The organism is Pseudonocardia sp. Ae331_Ps2 (assembly GCF_001932405.1).
Classification (GTDB): Bacteria; Actinomycetota; Actinomycetes; order Mycobacteriales; family Pseudonocardiaceae; genus Pseudonocardia.
The window spans coordinates 5145069-5162031 of record NZ_MCIM01000001.1 but is presented as its reverse complement, the minus strand read 5'-3'; the positions used below and the strand labels follow the sequence as shown (position 1 = coordinate 5162031).

Annotated in this window: 16 protein-coding genes; 6 read left to right on the top strand and 10 right to left on the bottom strand. The window is 74.9% G+C overall.

Translation table 11 applies throughout. The features are described 5' to 3' along the window. Window positions 1-441 precede the first annotated feature (441 nt). Entirely contained in the window at window positions 442-948 is a 507-nt protein-coding gene (locus Ae331Ps2_RS24110; RefSeq protein WP_075306355.1) for an Lsr2 family protein, read from the top strand. A gap of 37 nt (window positions 949-985) precedes the next feature. Here Ae331Ps2_RS24110 and Ae331Ps2_RS24105 read toward each other — a convergent pair whose 3' ends face one another. Together Ae331Ps2_RS24105 and Ae331Ps2_RS24100 are read right to left on the bottom strand one after the other, a co-directional pair. Then, window positions 986-4402 carry an arabinosyltransferase domain-containing protein gene (locus Ae331Ps2_RS24105; RefSeq protein WP_075306357.1) on the bottom strand — a complete coding sequence of 1139 codons (3417 nt, stop codon included), beginning with the start codon at window positions 4400-4402 and terminating at the stop codon, window positions 986-988. A gap of 53 nt (window positions 4403-4455) precedes the next feature. Further along, window positions 4456-5109 carry an antibiotic biosynthesis monooxygenase gene (locus Ae331Ps2_RS24100; RefSeq protein ID WP_075311789.1) on the bottom strand — a complete coding sequence of 218 codons (654 nt, stop codon included), beginning with the start codon at window positions 5107-5109 and terminating at the stop codon, window positions 4456-4458. Window positions 5110-5262: 153 nt separating this feature from the next. On the opposite strand from Ae331Ps2_RS24100, the gene Ae331Ps2_RS24095 reads away from it, so the two are divergent. Then, window positions 5263-5718: a GNAT family N-acetyltransferase gene (locus tag Ae331Ps2_RS24095; protein WP_075306359.1), complete on the top strand. Its 456-nt coding sequence runs from the start codon at window positions 5263-5265 to the stop codon at window positions 5716-5718. A gap of 689 nt (window positions 5719-6407) precedes the next feature. On the opposite strand, the gene Ae331Ps2_RS24090 is transcribed toward Ae331Ps2_RS24095, so the two are convergent. Further along, the gene (locus tag Ae331Ps2_RS24090; RefSeq protein WP_075306361.1) at window positions 6408-7013 is read right to left on the bottom strand and encodes a TetR family transcriptional regulator; all 606 of its coding nucleotides are present in this window, start codon (window positions 7011-7013) and stop codon (window positions 6408-6410) included. 83 nt (window positions 7014-7096) lie between these two features. On the opposite strand from Ae331Ps2_RS24090, the gene Ae331Ps2_RS24085 reads away from it, so the two are divergent. From Ae331Ps2_RS24085 to Ae331Ps2_RS24070, 4 genes are all read left to right on the top strand, one after another. After that, the gene (locus Ae331Ps2_RS24085; RefSeq protein WP_075306363.1) at window positions 7097-8047 is read left to right on the top strand and encodes an NADP-dependent oxidoreductase; all 951 of its coding nucleotides are present in this window, start codon (window positions 7097-7099) and stop codon (window positions 8045-8047) included. Window positions 8048-8464: 417 nt separating this feature from the next. Continuing rightward, window positions 8465-8896, top strand: coding sequence for a hypothetical protein (locus Ae331Ps2_RS24080; protein WP_020627410.1), 432 nt, complete (start codon window positions 8465-8467; stop codon window positions 8894-8896). 97 nt (window positions 8897-8993) lie between these two features. After that, a complete protein-coding gene (locus Ae331Ps2_RS24075; RefSeq protein ID WP_233147541.1) occupies window positions 8994-9947 on the top strand; it encodes a triacylglycerol lipase in 954 nt (317 codons plus the stop codon). Between the two features lie 26 nt (window positions 9948-9973). After that, a complete protein-coding gene (locus Ae331Ps2_RS24070) occupies window positions 9974-10633 on the top strand; it encodes a pentapeptide repeat-containing protein (protein ID WP_158071493.1) in 660 nt (219 codons plus the stop codon). 7 nt (window positions 10634-10640) lie between these two features. Here Ae331Ps2_RS24070 and Ae331Ps2_RS24065 read toward each other — a convergent pair whose 3' ends face one another. The 7 genes from Ae331Ps2_RS24065 to Ae331Ps2_RS24035 all read right to left on the bottom strand — a co-directional run bounded on the left by Ae331Ps2_RS24065 (window position 10641) and on the right by Ae331Ps2_RS24035 (window position 16961). Next, complete coding sequence (locus Ae331Ps2_RS24065; protein ID WP_075306365.1) at window positions 10641-11279, bottom strand: hypothetical protein; 639 nt, start codon at window positions 11277-11279, stop codon at window positions 10641-10643. A gap of 120 nt (window positions 11280-11399) precedes the next feature. Then, on the bottom strand, window positions 11400-12236 hold the full coding sequence (locus Ae331Ps2_RS24060; protein ID WP_075306366.1) for a hypothetical protein: 837 nt from the start codon (window positions 12234-12236) through the stop codon (window positions 11400-11402). Between the two features lie 139 nt (window positions 12237-12375). After that, window positions 12376-13425, bottom strand: a complete 1050-nt coding sequence (locus Ae331Ps2_RS24055) for a hypothetical protein (RefSeq protein WP_139318716.1) — start codon at window positions 13423-13425, stop codon at window positions 12376-12378. Between the two features lie 104 nt (window positions 13426-13529). Further along, the gene (locus Ae331Ps2_RS24050; RefSeq protein WP_075306370.1) at window positions 13530-14501 is read right to left on the bottom strand and encodes a biotin-dependent carboxyltransferase family protein; all 972 of its coding nucleotides are present in this window, start codon (window positions 14499-14501) and stop codon (window positions 13530-13532) included. Beyond that, on the bottom strand, window positions 14498-15370 hold the full coding sequence (locus Ae331Ps2_RS24045) for an allophanate hydrolase subunit 1 (RefSeq protein WP_075306372.1): 873 nt from the start codon (window positions 15368-15370) through the stop codon (window positions 14498-14500). Before Ae331Ps2_RS24045 ends, Ae331Ps2_RS24050 begins: the two co-directional genes overlap by 4 nt. After that, the gene (locus tag Ae331Ps2_RS24040; RefSeq protein WP_075306373.1) at window positions 15367-16719 is read right to left on the bottom strand and encodes an acetyl-CoA carboxylase biotin carboxylase subunit; all 1353 of its coding nucleotides are present in this window, start codon (window positions 16717-16719) and stop codon (window positions 15367-15369) included. The genes Ae331Ps2_RS24045 and Ae331Ps2_RS24040 overlap by 4 nt, the downstream gene beginning before the upstream one ends. Continuing rightward, window positions 16716-16961, bottom strand: a complete 246-nt coding sequence (locus Ae331Ps2_RS24035; protein WP_020625095.1) for an acetyl-CoA carboxylase — start codon at window positions 16959-16961, stop codon at window positions 16716-16718. The genes Ae331Ps2_RS24040 and Ae331Ps2_RS24035 overlap by 4 nt, the downstream gene beginning before the upstream one ends. Between the last annotated feature and the right edge of the window lie 2 nt (window positions 16962-16963).

Genomic DNA, 16963 nt, shown 5'->3' with positions numbered 1-16963 from the left:
CGGGGTCAACGCCCGCCGCCGGGTGCCACGTCGACGGCGTTGAAGGACCAGGAGCCGCGCCAGATAGGCCACGGTGCGCTCCCCGATCGGGAGGACAGCGGTGTAGGTGACAGGATCAGACATGCAGGACCTCGGTGACGGTGTCGATCTGTGCTGGACCGAACCGATCTACCGGGGTCCTGCCCCGTTCCCGCTCATCTCACCACCCTCGGCGTGTCGCCACGACCTGCCACCCCGCTACTGAGAACACCTCATTGTCCTGATCGCCCTCGCCGTCCTGATCGGGAGGCTCCGCGACGTGCGCCCGACCAGGCCGAGCGTGATCCGGTCACGCGAGGTCCGGCGTTCCGCCCGACCGGGCGCCCACGGTTCCTGAAGCCTCGTCGTTATGCTTCCGGCGACCCCGGGTGAATCCGGGACGGCGAACCGGGAGGAACTGCAGTGGCGAAGGTCGAGACGATCCGGCTGGTCGACGACATCACCGGCGGCGACGCCGCCGAGACCGTCGATTTCGGGCTCGACGGTCGCCGGTTCGAGATCGACCTGACCGCGGACAACGCCGCGGCGCTGCGGGAGGCGCTCGCCCCGTTCCTCGGGGTCGCGCGCGCCGCGGGGTCCCCGCGCACCGGACGCAATGCGGGAGTGCCCGCGCAGTCCGCCCGACGCAGCGGTGCGAGCGGCTCGGACACCGCAACCCGCGAGCACAACCGCGCGGTGCGCGCCTGGGCCCGGGAGAACGGCTGGACGCTGTCCGAGCGGGGCCGCATCCCGTCCGAGGTCGTCGAGGCCCACCGGCGGGCCCAGGACGGCGGCGCGGCGAGCGCCGCCACGCCGGCGCCCGCTGCCGAGGCCGTCCCGGAGGCGACCCCCGAGGCCGAGACCCGGGCCGAGGCGCCCGCGAAGCGCAGGAAGCCCTCCGCGCCACCCGCGGTCGAGTTCAGCGGCTGATCCCGCTCCCCCGGGCCCCCGACGGCCCGGGGCCCCGTCACCGGCTCGGCGACGGGATGCCCGGCGGCGGCGCCGGCAGCGGACCGGAGCTGTAGAGCCCGGAGCGGTCGACGTCGCGACGTTCCAGGGTCGGCGCGACCGCGTTCGGCCGGTACGGCTGGATTGCCTGCACCTTCCCCCAGTCCCGGCCGGGGTCACCCTCGAGGTAGGTGGGAAGCTCCGTCTGCTTGCCGATCACGGTGATCCAGCCCAGCGGGCCGCCGGCCTGCGGGGACGACCAGCCCTCGCCGTCGCCGCGCATCTGGCTGCCGTCGGCCTGCAACCGGTAGGCCGGGACCTCGGCGATCCCGCCGGAGGTCCGGAACGGGCGCAGGCAGGGGCTGGCCAGCGACACCGGGTACTCCAGGAACATCGGCTGGTTGCCCACGACCTGCGGCAGCGGCGCCAGCTGCGGCGCGCGCAGCGGTGCGACCGCCAGCCACCCGTCCGCCCCGAGCGAGTTGTCCTGCACGACCATCCGGACCTCGGTCGCCGCGCGGGCGGTCTCGGGCAGGTCGAACCGCAGCTCGCGCCACGGCATCTCCTCCACCCGCCCGTCGTCGAGGGTGGTCTGCTCGACCACGCGGACCCGCCCGTCGGACAGCCGCGTCGCGTACTGGATGGTCAGCCGGTTCCCGTTGCCCAGGCGCCCGGCCGCGGTCACGACCAACGGCGTGCTGCCGGCGCGCTGTTCGGCGGTGAGCAGCACCCAGGGGGTGCGCAGGGTGCCGGTGTTGCGGTCGCCGTGGGGCAGGTAGCTGCCGTACGCCGGCGCCGCGTCGCTGCCCAGGCCGCCGGACAGCACGTACTCGAACCCGGACGCCCCCGTCCCGCCGCCGGTCGGCGGGATGCCGTTGCGGACGAAGCCGCTGCCCCCGCTGTTCGGGTCGAGCAGCTGGGCGTCGGGGCTGTTCGCCGGGACGACACCCGGCGGCAGCGGCGCCGGGGTCGCGGTCGGCTCCCCCGGCGGGGGCGGCGGGGCGACGGTCGGCAGCAGCCCGGGGCGGGCCGGTGCGGCCATCCCGGTCGGTTCCGGGGCGGGGGTCAGCACACCGTCGACGGGCCGGCGCTCGGCGAACACCTGGCTGGCGAGCCCGCAGGACCCGCCGAACGGGTGCGACAGCGCGTCGGCGCCCATCGTCCAGGTGCCGGAGCGGTCCTGGATCGCCGAGACCATCGACCACACGTTGAACGTGACGAGCAGCCCGCACAGCACCGCCAGCGGCGCGGAGGTGAGCCGCAGCCGCCGGGTCGCTCGCAGCGCCGAGGACGCGTCGCGGCGCCAGTCCCGGGCCCGGACCCAGCGGCCCACCAGCGGGATCCGGCCCAGCGTCCGTTCGACGCCGGCGAGCTGGTCGGGGTGGCGCTGCTCGCGAATGCCGCGCAGGTGCTCGACCCCGGCGCCCGCGGCCAGCAGGAGCGCGACGAGCAGCAGGATCGTGGAGAGCTCGTAGCCGGCGACCGTGACCTGCTCACCGGCCCACGGCACGCCCCAGTTGTTGGTGTACCACCACAGGTTCGGCCCGGCCGCGGACAGCGCCGCCACCAGGAACACCGCGGACAGGAACGCGAGCCGGTTGCGCAGCGAGCGCAGGACGTCCGAGCCGGTGGCGATCGCGGCCAGCGCCACCATGCCGGAGCCCAGGCCGACGAGGTCGCCGAAGTGGTGGGTCCACTTCGTCGGGGTCAACGCGAAGATCAGCAGCGCGATCACGGTGCTGCCGATGAGGCGCTGGGCGGGCCCGAGCGCGGCGCCCGGGATGCGGTCGCGCCGGATCAGCACGACCACGCAGGCCAGCAGACACAGGATGACCAGCAGGATCGGGAACCGGCGGGCGATGGAGCCGTCCGCGAGCCCCTCGAACAACGGCGCGTAGCGCTGGGCGATCTCGGTGTACCAGGGCCAGTCCGGCCCGATGTCGGACCGCAGCCGGGTGGAGTCGATCACCGCTGCCCAGCTCTGGTCGGCCCAGGCGATCATCAGGATGGCGGTGCCCGAGGCCAGCAGCGGCGCCAGCACCGGTACCGCGCCGACGGTCCGGATCCGGGCCGCGAGCAGGTGCCACAGCGGGCGCACACCGGCGATGAACGGCGCGATCGCGATCAGCCCTGCCGGATTCGCCCCGACCGCCATCGAGGCCGCGAACAGGCCGAGCGCGATCGGGAGCAGCCGCTGCAGCGCCAGCGCCCGCTCCACGCAGACCAGCGCCAGCAGCGAGCACACGACGACGACCGGCTCGGGACGCAGCCCGGAGTTGTAGGCCATCCAGAACGCCAGGAACACCATCCCCGCGGCCCAGGTGGCGGCGCGGGAGCGGCGGGCCTGACGGCCCAGGCGCGGCAGCAGGCCGCGGGAGACCAGCCACCAGGCCATGATCCCCATCAGCACCGAGGGCAGCCGCAACCAGAGCAGCGAGTCCGAGACCCGCACCCACAGCGCGTAGAGGTCGTAGAACCAGCCGAACGGCGCCTCCGCGGCGTCGTACCAGCGGTAGTAGTTGCCGACGTAGCCCGAGGTCGGGACGTCGCGCACGATGCCGAGGGTGAACCCGTCGTCGGAGGTCTGGCCCCCGATCGCGGCCCACCCGACCAGCACGACGGTGGCGATCAGGTCGATCGGCCGCGGCCGGGCGCGGGACCACCAGCGACGCAGCCGCGGCGGCCACCGGCCGGCGAGACCGCCGATGGCGTCGCGGCCCGCCCGGTGCGGGCTGCGCCCCAGGTGCCGGTCGACCCCGGCCAGCGCGAGCAGCGAGCCCAGCAACGCCACCGCGGCGACCGCGGTGGCGGCGGTCTTCCACACCGAGGGGCTGGTGTCGAAGCGGGTGTCCGGGGTGATCCGGACCGCGGTGCCCGAGGTCGGGTCGAGCTCGGTGTCCAGGTCGGAGTAGATCCCCACGACCTGCGGCCGCAGGTCCCCCTCGAACGTCTGCGCCCCGGCACCCAGGTCGATCGTCGTCGACGTGCCCTCGGAGGTGATCCGGACCTCCGACGGGCCGGCCCGCAGCGGCGCCGTGGCGAGCTGCTGGCCGCGGTCGACCAGCGCGAGCTGGCCGTCGGCGACGGTCAGGACCATCCCGGAGCGTGCGCCCTCCGGCGACTCCGGCGGGACGGTGGACAGCACCGTGGCGGTGCCGTCGGTGCGGTCGTCGAGGCTGCGGATCGTGTCGGCGGGGACGACCACCGACATCGTCTCCGGGCGCAGCGCGACCAGCGGCGAGTTGACGTCGGCGGTGCCGGTGGCGGCCGACGGCCAGACGATCGTGGTCGTGTGCTGCACCACGGGCAGGAAGGGCACCGCGACGGCGAGCACGAACGCCAGGAGGCCGAGCCGGCCCGCCCAGCGCAGGCGTCGACGGTCGCGGAGCGTGTCGACCGGAGCCGGCGCGGCGACCGTCGCTTCGGAGGTGAGCACCGAACGACGGTAGCGGCCTCGCTCCGCGTGATCCGGGGAGCCCCCAGGGGTGATCAGCCCACCGGGACGTGGTGCCGGTCGCGGAACCGACGGCCCTGCAGCCACCACCCCAGCACCCGCGTGATCCAGGGCAGCATCACGTACACCATGATCGGGGTCAGGACGATCGTCGTCACCGCCAGCCGCGGCACGACGGGCCAGTCCGCGAGCAGCGCGCCGAGCGTCACCGTGGCGAGCAGGTTCATCGGGAAGAAGACGAGCCAGATCGTCGTCGCCTGCTTCCAGCGCGGCGGGGTGATCTGGGGCGGGCCCGCGGTCTCCACCGCGGCGGGCTGGTCGAACCAGCCCTCGATGCCGGTGCGGCGCTCGGCCCGGGTCATCTCGGCCAGGCCCTGGGCGGAACCGAGCCACCAGCGACGCTCCGGGCTGGCCTCCCATCGCCCGAGTGACTCCGGGGAATCGAAGCGGGCCAGCATGTGCCACTCGTCGGAGCCGTCGCGGCTGCGGACCCAGCCGCCGCCGAGGAAGCCGGGGAACCCTTCGGCCATGAGCAGGCCGGCGCGGATCCAGGCCGTCATCTCCGCGGCGTGCCCGGGGTCGGCGCGACGGGTGAACGAAACCGTGACGGGGTCGCCGCCGGCCGGTGCGGGAGCGGACGCGGCGGCGGGGGTGGTGCCGTCGGCCCGGTCGTGGGTGTCGGTGGACATGCCGGCCATGGTGACCGCTCCCCCGGCGGACGCCCAGTCCGGCCGCACGACATCACTCCGGGACACTCTCCGGGCAGCCCGATCCCCGCAGGCCGCTCCCCCGTCGTTCCGTGCCGTGTCGTCCTGTGTCGTTCCGTGTCGAGAGGTCCCACCGTGCCCACACCCGTCCTGCGCCGGGCCACGGCCCGTGACGTCCCCGCCGTCGTCGCGCTGCTGGCCGACGACCCGCTCGGCGCCACCCGGGAGACCCCGGACGACCTGGCTCCCTACCTCGCCGCGTTCGCCGAGGTCGACGGCGACCCCCGGCACCTGCTCCTGGTCGCCGACGACGAGGACACGGTGGTCGGGACCCTGCAGCTCACGCTGCTCCCGGGGCTGGCCCGCCGGGGTGCGATGCGGGCCCGGATCGAGGCCGTCCGGGTGGCCGCGTCCCGGCGCGGCGACGGCCTCGGGGCGACCATGGTCCGGTACGCCGTCGACGAGGCCCGCCGTCGTGGCGCGGTGCTCGTCCAGCTCACCTCCGACCGGTCCCGCACCGACGCCCACCGGTTCTACGAGCGGCTCGGGTTCACCCGGACCCACGACGGGTTCAGCCTCTCCCTGACCTGATGGCTGCTCCCCCGGCGAGCGGCCGGCTCGGTGGTCGAGGCCGGTTCTGTGTCGTCGTTTCGCTGACGACGAGAACGCGTCAATGAACCATTGACTACAGAGGAGGAGTCCTGGTTCGGTGGACCGAGCCGTAGCCGACAACCGGGACTCGGTCACGTCACGGGACGACAACCGACGTCTGGACGGGTCGGCTCCCCCTCGCGCCCGGCGGACGTTGTGGCGTACCGGTCTGTCGCACGGCGCATCCCGCCGGCAGCGAGGGATGAGAGAGCGCCGCGGGGGCTGCGGCAACGACAGTGCTCCTACGACCCGGCGGCGGCCCGGGGCCCGTACAGCGCCGTTCAGGGCGTCCTGAACGGCTCCTGGACCGTCCGGCACCCCACGGCGGCACTCGGCCACCGGGCGCGCCGCTACGGGCCTCCGGTGCCGGCGGGCCGGCCCCCGCTCCCCCGCCGACCGGCTCGGGCCCACCCGGCCCCATCACGGGCTCGGTCTCTCCTGGCCTGAGTACCGGCTCCCTGTCCTGGGCGTCTTCCTGCCAGGTCTGTGGTCGTTGTGTGGATGACAATCAGATGGTGTCAACGGTACATTGACATAGAGAGGCAGAGGCCGAGATCCCGCCACCGAGCGGGCGGTGACCGGCTCCGGCTGTGGTCGAGGATCGCGCCGGCTCCTCCGCGGCGGAGGTGCTACGACGATCCGGGACCGCCGTCCTCGGCCGGCCCGGGGGACGTCCGCGGCGGTGCCGCCATCGCCGCACGCAGCTCGGCGGTGGCCTCGGCCATGAGCTCGGCGAGTGTGGCGTTCTCCTCGGCCAGCCAGCGGGAAACGGCTCGCCGGTGGATCGCCAGGACCACATCGACGAGGAAGCGCGCCGTGCCGGGGTCGACACCCCGGCGTTCGAGAGCCGGGGCCAGTGCCTCGGCGATGTCGGCGAGCTTGATCAGATCGCGCTCGGCCAGCGCCGGGTTGGCCGCGATCACCCTCCCGCGGCGCCGGAGGTACCCGCGCGGGCGGAGGAGCCCCTCGGCGCTCCCCAGTGCGCACAGGAGCACGTCGATCGGCGCCAGACCGGGGTCGGCCGCCTCCACCTGCTCGACGAGGTGCGCCTCGATCTCCCCGCCGGCGAAGAGGACCTCCCGCTTGTCGGGGAAGTAGCGGTAGAACGAGCGCTCCTTGAGGCCTGCCGCGTCCGCGATCTGCGCGACCGAGGTGCGGTCGAACCCGTGGGTCTCAAACAGGTCCAGAGCCGCGCGTTCGAGCCGGCCCTGTGCGTCGGATTCCCAGCGCGGCATACCCGCCAGGATACGACGACAGACACTGTCGTCGCCTGCTACCGTTGGTGACAACAGGTGCTGTCATCACTGAGAGGGCCGTCATGCGAGCTCTGCAGTTCCACAGGTTCGGCTCCCCGGACGTGATCGTGCTCGCGGAGGTCGCCCGGCCCGAGCCGGGCCCCGGTCAGATTCGGATCTCCGTGCAGGCCTGCGGGCTGACACCGGCCGACTGGCACCTGGCGGACGGTCTGCTCGCCGACGTCCTCCCCGTTCTGCCCCGTGGCCTCGGCCTGGAGGTGGCGGGCACCGTCGACGCGCTCGGCCCGGGAGTCCACGACGTCCGCATCGGAGACCGTGTGTTCGGCCCGGCCTGCTTCGACGGTCCGACGGCCGGCGCCGCCGAGTACGCGCTCATGCCGGCCTGGGCACCCGTTCCCGAGGGGGTCACCGCCGAGCAGGCCGCCGCGCTGCCGGTGGCCGCCGAGACCGCGTGGCGTGCGCTCGACGACCTCGGTGCCCGGCCGGGCGAGCTGCTGCTCGTCCACGGCGCGGGCACCACCGTGGGCGAGACGGCCGTGCGCCTCGCACGGCACCGGGGTCTGCGAGTGATCGCCACGGCCGGGCCGACCCGGACTGCCGCCCTGGAACAGGTCGGTGCCCGGGTCACGCCCTACGGGGAGGGAATGGTCGCGCGCGTCCGCCGGCTGGCCCGGGGGCCGGTGGACCGCGCGCTGGACGCCACGCCGACCGGGGGGCGGATAGACCGCGCCGACCGGCCCAGCCCGGCAGGCGGCTCGCTGCCGGCCCTGATCGAGCTGACCGGGGTCGCCGATCGCGTCCTCACCGTGTCGGACTTCGCCGCCGCATCCGAGCTCGGCGTCCGGACCAGCACAGCGATGCGCTACGACCGGATGGACGGGATCGCCCGGCTCGCGGGCGAGGGCGTCCTGGCCGTGCCGGTCGCCGGCACCTACACCTTCGACCGTGTCCAGGACGCAGCCTCGCTCAGCCTGTCCCGCCGTACCGGCGGCAAGCTCGTGCTCGTCCCGTGATCGCCCCGTCCACGCGCTAGGTCGCGACCACCCCGGCCGGCTCGGGCGCTCCGCCCGTGTCCTTCGGCGGGGCGACTCCCCCGCCCGACGCCGTGCACGGAGCCGTACGGGGCACCTCAGGGCGATACAGAGCGTCCCCGGCGGCGCCCGCCGGGGACCCGGGTCTGGTGACCCCGGGTGTGGCCTCGCCGTGCCGGCGCCGGTCGTACCCGCCCCCTCCCCTGTCGTCCGGCCCGGACCGTGTCCCGGCAACCCGCCGACCGTGCGGCCGGGCGTGACCGCGGTTCCCTCCACCACCACGACGGCCGGCCCCGATCCGACGGGGCGGCCGTGTTGCCGTGGCCGTCGGTTCCCCGGCGACACGCCGGGGTCGCCCAACGGTTGACCTCAGGTACGCGTCAATGAACCATTGACTTCATGAGGTACGAGGAAGCGCAGCGCTGGCTGGAACGGGCCGATCCGTCGATCGCGAAACGCCGGGAGTCGATCACCCAGCAGCTGGACGGGATGAAGGAGCGCGCCGCCGACGGCGTCCTCACCCACGACGGGGCCGCCGCCTGGTACGCCCTGGTGCAGGAGATGCGCCGGCTGGCCGACTACTACGAGCGCGACCTGATCCGCACCCTGCGGGCCGGGGGCATGACGTGGAAGGAGGTCGCCGACGCCGTGCAGGCCCAGCTGTCGAGCCGCCAGGCGGCCCAGGCGAAGTGGAAGCGCCTGGTGGATCCGACCCGGCGGACCACCAACGGCAACATGCGCCGCGGCGGACGACCCCGCCAGGACCAGGTGCCCCGGCAGGACACGGCCACAGAGCCGGACGGGCGTGCCGACCCGGATCGGACGGAGTAGCCGCGCCTCCCCCGGACGGCCCTGTCGGGTGACGGTCAGCAACCTCCCCTCGGCGTGGTCGTTGATCCGGTGACGACGGCACCCGAGGAGGCGGCTCGTGACTGGACAGGGCATCGATCGGCGCCGGTGGGCGGCGGTCGTCTCGATCGCGGTGGCGGTCTGCACGGTCGGCCTCGCGCTGGTGCCCCCGGCCCAGGCGGCGCCACAGCCCGCATCGGTCGCCTCGCTGACCGACCTGCTCGACCCGCCCCCGCCCGGGTCGAACGACTGGAACTGCCGGCCGTCGGCGGCGCACCCGAACCCGGTCGTGCTCGCGCACGGCCTACTGGCCAACCAGGGCAACAACTGGAGCTACATGGCCCCCCGGTTGGCGGAGCGCGGCTACTGCGTGTTCTCGCTGACCTATGGCCGCAACCCCCTCGCACCGCCGCCGCTGACCCAGGTCGGAGGCCTGGCGCCGATGGAGGACAGCGCCGCCGAGCTCGCCGCGTTCGTCGACCGGGTCCGCAGCGCCACCGGAGCGGCGAAGGTCGACATCGTCGGGCACTCCGAGGGCTCGCTGATGCCGAACTACTACGTCCGGTTCCTCGGCGGTGCCGACAAGGTCGAGCGCTACGTCGGCATGACCCCGCTGTGGGACGGCACGACCGTCGCAGGCCTGGACTTCCTCAACCGCACCGGCCAGCAGCTGGGCCTCGGCCCGGCCGTCGGCCTCGTCCTGGACCCGCTGTGCGTGTCCTGCCGGCAGTTCCTGCGCGGCTCGGACTTCCTAGAGCGGATGAACTCCGACGGCGGGCCGCGCGCCGACGGCGTCGACTACACCATGATCCTCACCCGCTACGACGAGCTGGTCGTCCCCTACACCTCGGGCCTGATGGACGGGGCACACAACATCGTCCTGCAGGACGGGTGCCCGACCGACCTCGCCGAGCACGGCGCCGTCGCGTTCGACCCGGTCGCTCTCCAGCACGTGTTCAACGCACTGGATCCGGAGCACCCGCGCCCGGTGCAGTGCCTTCCGGTGGGCCCGGACGCCCCCACCGCACGCTGACCTGCCAGGCTGTCGCCGTGGTGGCGGTGACGACGGAGACCGAGCTCGTCGCGGCGGCTCGTGCCGGTGGCGAGGTGGACGCGCCGCGCCTGGACGAGGCCGACCTGCGCGAGACCGACCTCGCCGGGCTGGTCCTGCGGGGCGGCTCGCTCGCGGGCGCCGACCTGCGCGGTGTGCGGCTGGACCGGGCACGGATCTCCGGCACCTCGTTGGCGGGCGCCGACCTGCGCGAGGCCGACCTGACCGACGCCGTGCTGAGCGGGGTGGACCTGTCCGGGGCCCGGCTGGCCGGGGCGACCCTCGGCGACACCCGGTTCACCGGCTGCCGGATGATCGGCACGGTCCTGCGCGGTCTGCGGGGGCTGACGGCCTCGTTCGTGCTGGACGACTGCTCGCTCCAGCTGGCGGACGTGCGCGACGTCGCGATGCGCGGGCTGCGGGTCGCCGACTGCGACCTCTCCGAGGCCGACCTGTCGGGCGCCGACCTGCGCGACGTCCGGTTCGAGCGGTGCCGGCTGCGCGGCACGGTGCTGCGTTCGACCCGCCTCGACGGTGCCGACCTACGGGGCTGCGACCTCGGCGAGGTCACCCCGGACACCCCCCGCGAGCTGCGCGGGGCGATCGTCTCCCCCACCCAGGCGAGCGCGATCTGCGCGGCACTGGGGCTGACGGTGCTCGAGGCGTAGATCCGGGTCAGCCGACGGAACGGTCGACGCCGCCGCGGCGCATCGCGTCGTCGATCTGCCCGGCGATCCACGGGTCGTCGTCGCACTCCGGCCCGGCGGCGGTGAGCGCGCCGAGCCGGACGACGTCCGCTGCACGGCAGAGCGGTGAGCTGCCGACGCCGTCGGCGGTGTAGTCGGCGGTGTGGTCGTCGAGGAGCACGGGACGCGACGAGTCCGCGAGCCGGTCCTGGCGGGCCGCCTCGTCACGGTGGTAGGCGGCCAGCTCGGCGTCCCCGGCGGCGCGGGCCGCCTCGGCCCGGGCCCGTGCCTGGTCACGGAGCTCGGCGGCCACGGTGCTGACCCGGGCCGAGGTCTGTGCGTCGGCCGCGCGGGTGGCGGCGTCGCGGGCACCGCCGACGGCGTCCAGCACGATCTCGCCGCGTCCGGGGACCGCGACCGGCTCGGCCGCATCGGTGGCTCCGCCGTTCGCGCCGTTCGTGACGGCGGCGGTGGCGGCGGTGGGAGTGGGGGTGACGTTCCGGGCCGGGTCCGTGCCGTCGGCGCCGGCGAGGGCGGCGGCCAGGCCGGCGCCACCGACCAGCGGGACCGTGCCGAACAGGGCCAGGCGGCCGGGCGTGGTGCGTGGACGTCGATGCCGTCCGCTCATCGTGATCGCCTCCTGCCCTGTCGGTAGCCGGAGCCGGAGGGGCTCAAACCTCCCTCGCCCCGTCGGGTGCCAGCGGGGCCGGGTGTCAGCGGGGCACAGTCACGAACCGGACGACACGGCTCACGACGCCTCGGTGCGCGGGGCACCCCCGGTCGGTGCCGGGGCCGAGGTAGCGGTCGGCGCGGGGGCCGCGCCCCCGGGCTCGTCGGGCCCGGTGCTGCTCGGCGGGGCCGGGGCGGTGCTCGGGGCGGGCGGGGTCGTGGGGGCCTCGGTCGGCGGCACGGCAGCGCGGCGGCGTGCGTCGGCCTGCTCCCGGGCCCGCTGCTCCTCCGCACGCCGCTCCTCGTCCCGGCGCTCCTGCGCGGCGACCTCGGCAGCGTGGCGCTCCTGCGCGGCGATCTCCGCGGCCCGGCGCTCGTCGGCGAGCCGCCGCTCCTCGGCGATGCGGGCCGTCGCCGCCCGTACCGCCCCGTCGGCGACGGCGGCCGCGCGCGTCTCGCGGGCCGCGACCGGCACCGTGGTGGGCGTCCCGGTGGGCACCCTGGAGGGCTCCGTGGTGGACGTGACCCCGGTGCCGGAGCCGTACCAGCGCGACGGCATCGGGAGCGACGAGGCGTCGTCGGCGGTCGGGCCGGCGGCGAAGGTCGGCACCGGGACGTGGTCGTCGACCCGCTGGTCCGCGGGGGCGACCCCGCCGAGCACCCCGGTACCGAGGAGTCCGGCGACGGTGACCGCGGCGACCAGCACCACCGGGACGACCCCGGCCAGGGTGACGCGGAGCCGACGGCGGCCCCGCGCCGGCCGGTCCCGGTCCTCGACCGGTCGTGGCACCTCGCGCGGGTGGGTGGGAGTCGTCGCGCCCCGGGAGCGGGCCGCGGCGTGCGGCCACGCCGCGGGCCCGACCGCGGCCGGGCCCGTCGGGTCAGCCGAGCCGGGGTGCCGGTGCCGGCCGGTCACGGGGTGGAGCCGCTCGCCGTGCGCATGGGGTGATGGTGACCGGCGGACGGAGGAACGGCCATGCACCGAACGGGTGCGTCGCGGGCGCGTGGCATCCCGGTGGGGTGGTCTTCGCGCCACCCGGACGGACCGGTCGGACTCAGCCGCCGAGCAGCGACAGGGCGGGGCCGGGCACCCGGACGTCGACGGGCGGGGTCTCGGAGATCCGCAGGCGCAGCCGGAGCAGTGCCCCGTCCGCGGCGCCGGCGCCCGGGTCGGCCGGCGTGACCGCGCCCGGGGAGCCGCCGGAGGAACCGCCGCCGGCCGGGTCGTCGCCGTTCAGGTCGTCGCCGCCCGGATCGTCACCGCGCGGGGTGGGCGTGACGGTCTGCGGCTGCGGGGGTGTCGGCACGGTCGGGGCGGAGAACCCGGTGTCGCGGCCCCGTCCGGAGAGGTCGCCGGGTGCGGTGTCGTCGACCGGAGCGGTGTCGTCGACCGGAGCCGGGTCGTCCGGTCTGGTGTCGCCGGGTCTGGTGTCGCCGGGACGTGTGGTGTCGTCGAGCGGGGAGGTGACGTCGGAGGGCGTCGTGCCGGCCGGCGGGACGTCCCGGCCGGGGTTCGGCGTGGTCCCCGCGCCGGGCTCGACGGCGAGCGGACCGGGCGCGGCGCGGTCACCGGCCGCGCCACCGGTCGCGCCGCCGGTCGCGCCGCCTGGGGCCGCCGGGCCGGGACCGGCTGTGCCACCGGTCGTGGAGCGCGGCTCGACGGCGCGCTGTGCACCGCCCCCGCCGGACCAGGTCGGACCGGCCCCACCGGCGGACGTGGTCGACGGTCCGGGCCCCCCGGACCAGCCCTGCTCCCCGGACCACCCCGGCTGCGGGGACGCCCCGGGCACGGCGGCGGGTTGTGCGGCGGCAGGGTGTGCGGCGGCCGCGGCGTCGGCGGCCGCCCGTGCCGGTGCCTGCGCGAGTGGAGCCGGGTCGGCCATCCGTGCCGGTGCGCCCCCGTCGGCCATCGCGGGACCGGCGGCGAGCGGCGCGGCCGGGCCGGGATCGGTCTGCTCCGCCTGACCCGCGACCGGCTGCTCGGTCGACGTCACGGTGACGACGACCGCCGCGGCGAGAGCGACCGCGCCGACCGCGGAGACCGTCACGGCCAGGACTCGCCTGACCAGCCCGGCGCCCGCCGTCCTCCGGTGCCTGCCGCTCATCGCTCGGTCCTCTCCCACGTCCGGTACCGCCCCGCGTCACCGAGCGTCGAGTCTGGACCAGACGGAGCCGCAGGGCCAGCCCGAACGGGTGAGCAGTCGACGTGTCAGCGCTCCAGTGCGCTGTGCATCCGCCCGACCCGGTCCTTCCGCTCGGCCCGCAGCGACAGCGCCGTCTCCAGATCGACCGCGACGAACCGGGTGCGGGTGCGCGGCGCCGACTGGGCGACGACGTCGAGGTCACCGGAGATCACCGTCGCCACCATCATGTAGCCGCCGCCGGACACCGCGTCGCGGTGCAGCACGATCGGCTCGACCCCGCCCGGGACCTGGATGGATCCGATCGGGTACGGCGAGTCGACGATGTTCGACGGGTCCTGGCCCGCCCCGAACGGTGGCTCCCGGTCGACGGTCTCCAGCTCGCCGCCGGTGTAGCGGAACCCGATCCGGTCCGCGACCGGGGTCAGCGTCCAGGTGGTGTCGAGGAAGGTGGCGCGGCCGCGGTCGGTCAGCCGGTGGTCGTAGAGCCCCATCACGACCCGGACCTCGACGTCCTTGGCGAGCGACGGCCGCAGGTCCTCGGGCACCACGAGCCCCGCGCGGCCGGTACCGGTCCCGACGGGCAGGACGTCACCCTCGGCCAGCGGCCGGCCGTCGAGCCCACCCAGGGCGCCGAGGGCGTAGGTGGCGCGGCTGCCGAGCTTCTCGGGCACGTCGATCCCGCCGGACACCGCCAGGTAGGCGCGTGCGCCGGCCTTGAGGTAATCGAAGGCCAGCACGTCGCCCTCGGCGACGTCGAAGGACTCCCACACCGGACGGGCTTCGCCGTTGACCTTCGGGGCGATCGTCGCGCCGGCCACCGCGACCGTCGCCGGCCCGGTGAACGCCAGCTCCGGGCCCATGTAGACGATCTCCAGGGCGGCGGCGCCGTCCGGGTTCCCGACGAGGGCGTTGGCGCAGGTCAGCGAGTACTGGTCCAGCGCGCCCGACGGCGGGATGCCCAGGTGGTAGTAGCCGGAGCGGCCACCGTCCTGCACGGTGGTCGACAGACCGGGCTTGCGGACCTCGATGCGTGTCACGCGAGCACCTCCAGCAGGCGCTTGTTGTAGCCGTCGGGGTCGTCGAGGAAGGGCTGCAGGTCGAACGCGACCGGGCGGGCGGTGATCCGGTACTCCCCCGCCTGGGCCTGCGCCTCCAGCTGGTCGTACTCGTCGCGGTCGATCCCTCGGAACTTGACCATGTCCCCGGGCCGCATGAAGACCATGTGCTCGGCGAAGTCCGGCTTGGTCTGGGTCGGGTCGTAGATCGGGGCCGGGGTGATCCCGAACATCTGGTACCCACCGGCCCCTCGCACCGAGTAGATGCAGGAGAAACAGCCGCCGTAACCGACCGTCTGCTTCGGGGTGTCGGTCCGCGGACGCAGGTACTTCGGCACGATGATCTGCCGCTCACGGGGCACCATCTGGTACTTGAACGGCAACCCCGCCACGAACCCGACCATCGAGGTGAACCACGGCGAGCCCGAGTGCGCGGCGATGAACTCCTCCACACCCGAGTAGCCGTTGATCCGGGCCGCGTACTCGATGTCGGTGGCCTCCGGGTCCTGGTGACGGTCCCGGAACCGCAGCAGCGTCTCGGTCGTCCACGGATCCTGGTAGAGCACCGGGATCTCCACGACCCGGCAGTCCAGGGTCACCCCGAGCGCGTCGCCGACCCGGGCCTCCAGCTCCTTCAGCTGGGCGAGCAGCGCGTGCGGGTCGAGCACGTCGGGGTCGTAGCGCACCTGGTAGGAGGCGTTCGCCGGACAGATCTCCAGGATCCCCTCCGGTCGCTCCTCGCGGAGCAGGTTCGTGATGGCGACGGCCTTGAAGTTGGCCTGCAGACTCATGTCCTCGGCCAGCTCGACGAACACGAACTCGTCACCGCCCCAGCTGTAGCGGGCGCTCATGAGGTCCCCTTCCCTTCGGCCAGCCACTGTTCGAGGGTCCCGGTGTGGAAGTCGGCGGCGGCGACCCACGGCTCACCCGCCAGGGTGCGGAGCAGCCCGGCGGTGGTCGGGATCCCGGCGACGGAGAACTCGTCGAGCGCGCGCCGGGACCGGGCCAGCGCCTCGGTCCGGTCGGCTCCCCACACGACGACCTTCGCCAGCAGCGAGTCGTAGTACGGCGGGACGGTCCCGTCGGGCTCCAGCCAGGTGTCGCAGCGCACCCACGGCCCGGACGGCAGCGTGACCCGCCCGACGCCGCCGGGTTGGGGCAGGAAGTCCCGCTCCGGGTCCTCCGCGCAGACCCGGAACTCGATGGCGTGCCCGCGCCGTTCGACGGCGTCCTGGGTGAACCGCAGCGGCTCCCCCGTGGCGACGCGCAGCTGCTCGGCGACCAGGTCGATGCCGGTGACGAGCTCGGTGGTGGGGTGCTCGACCTGGATGCGGGTGTTCATCTCGATGAAGAAGAACTCGCCCGTGCGGTCGTCGACGAGGAACTCCACGGTGCCGGCCGAGGTGTAGCCGACCTCGCGGCACAGGGCGACCGCCGCGGCTGTCATGGCGTCCCGGGTCGCCTCGGTGATGCCGGGCGACACGGCCTCCTCGACGACCTTCTGCCTGCGGCGCTGCAGCGAGCACTCCCGCTCGAACAGGTGGACGGCGTCCCGGCCGTCGCCGAGGACCTGCACCTCGACGTGCCGGGCGCGCTCGACGAACCGCTCCAGGTACATGGTGCCGTCGCCGAACGCCTTCTCCGCCTCGGTCGAGGCCTGCCCGAAGGCGGTGCGCAGCGGGTCGGCGTCGGCGACGACCCGGATGCCCCGGCCCCCGCCGCCGGCGGCGGCCTTGAGCATCACCGGGTAGCCGACCTCCTCGGCGGCGGCGACCGCGGCGTCGGCGTCGTCGACCCCGCCGGGGGTGCCGGGCACGGTCGGGACCCCTGCGGCGCGGGCGACCTCCCGGGCGGCGACCTTGTCACCCATCCGCTCGATCGTCGCCGCGTCCGGGCCGACGAAGGTCAGGCCCGCACCGGCGACGGCGGCGGCGAACGACGCCCGCTCGGACAGGAACCCGTAGCCGGGGTGGACCGCGTCCGCGCCGGTCTCCTTCGCCGCGGCGAGGATCGCGTCGGCCACCAGGTAGGACTTCGACGCGGGCGAGGGCCCGATCGCGACGGCGGTGTCGGCCAGGCGCACGTGCAGGGCGTCGGCGTCGGCCTTGGAGTGCACGGCGACGGTGCCGATGCCCAGGTCCCGGGCTGCCCGGATGATCCGGACGGCGATCTCGCCGCGGTTCGCGACGAGCAGCCTCATGCGGTCTCCACCACCGCCACGGGCTGGCCGGCGTCCACCTCGTCCTCGTCGCCGACCAGGAACTCGACGACGGTGCCGGTGGCGCCCGCCGGGATCTGGTGGAAGGACTTCATGACCTCGACCAGGCCGATCGCCTGGTCGTCGGTGACGGCGGCGCCGTCCTCGGCGAACGGCGGGCTGCCGGGGTCGGGGCGGCGGTAGAACACGCCGGGGATCGGGGAGACGACCTCGTGTCGGGGCACTG

Coding starts and splice junctions, on each gene's coding strand:
- Ae331Ps2_RS24045 (WP_075306372.1), bottom strand. CDS start 15,370: ATGAGCGCCCGCTACAGCTGGGGCGGTGACGAGTTCGTGTTCGTCGAG.
- Ae331Ps2_RS24085 (WP_075306363.1), top strand. CDS start 7,097: ATGCGAGCTCTGCAGTTCCACAGGTTCGGCTCCCCGGACGTGATCGTG.
- Ae331Ps2_RS24065 (WP_075306365.1), bottom strand. CDS start 11,279: ATGAGCGGACGGCATCGACGTCCACGCACCACGCCCGGCCGCCTGGCC.
- Ae331Ps2_RS24080 (WP_020627410.1), top strand. CDS start 8,465: ATGAGGTACGAGGAAGCGCAGCGCTGGCTGGAACGGGCCGATCCGTCG.
- Ae331Ps2_RS24040 (WP_075306373.1), bottom strand. CDS start 16,719: ATGAGGCTGCTCGTCGCGAACCGCGGCGAGATCGCCGTCCGGATCATC.
- Ae331Ps2_RS24055 (WP_139318716.1), bottom strand. CDS start 13,425: ATGAGCGGCAGGCACCGGAGGACGGCGGGCGCCGGGCTGGTCAGGCGA.
- Ae331Ps2_RS24090 (WP_075306361.1), bottom strand. CDS start 7,013: ATGCCGCGCTGGGAATCCGACGCACAGGGCCGGCTCGAACGCGCGGCT.
- Ae331Ps2_RS24100 (WP_075311789.1), bottom strand. CDS start 5,109: ATGTCCACCGACACCCACGACCGGGCCGACGGCACCACCCCCGCCGCC.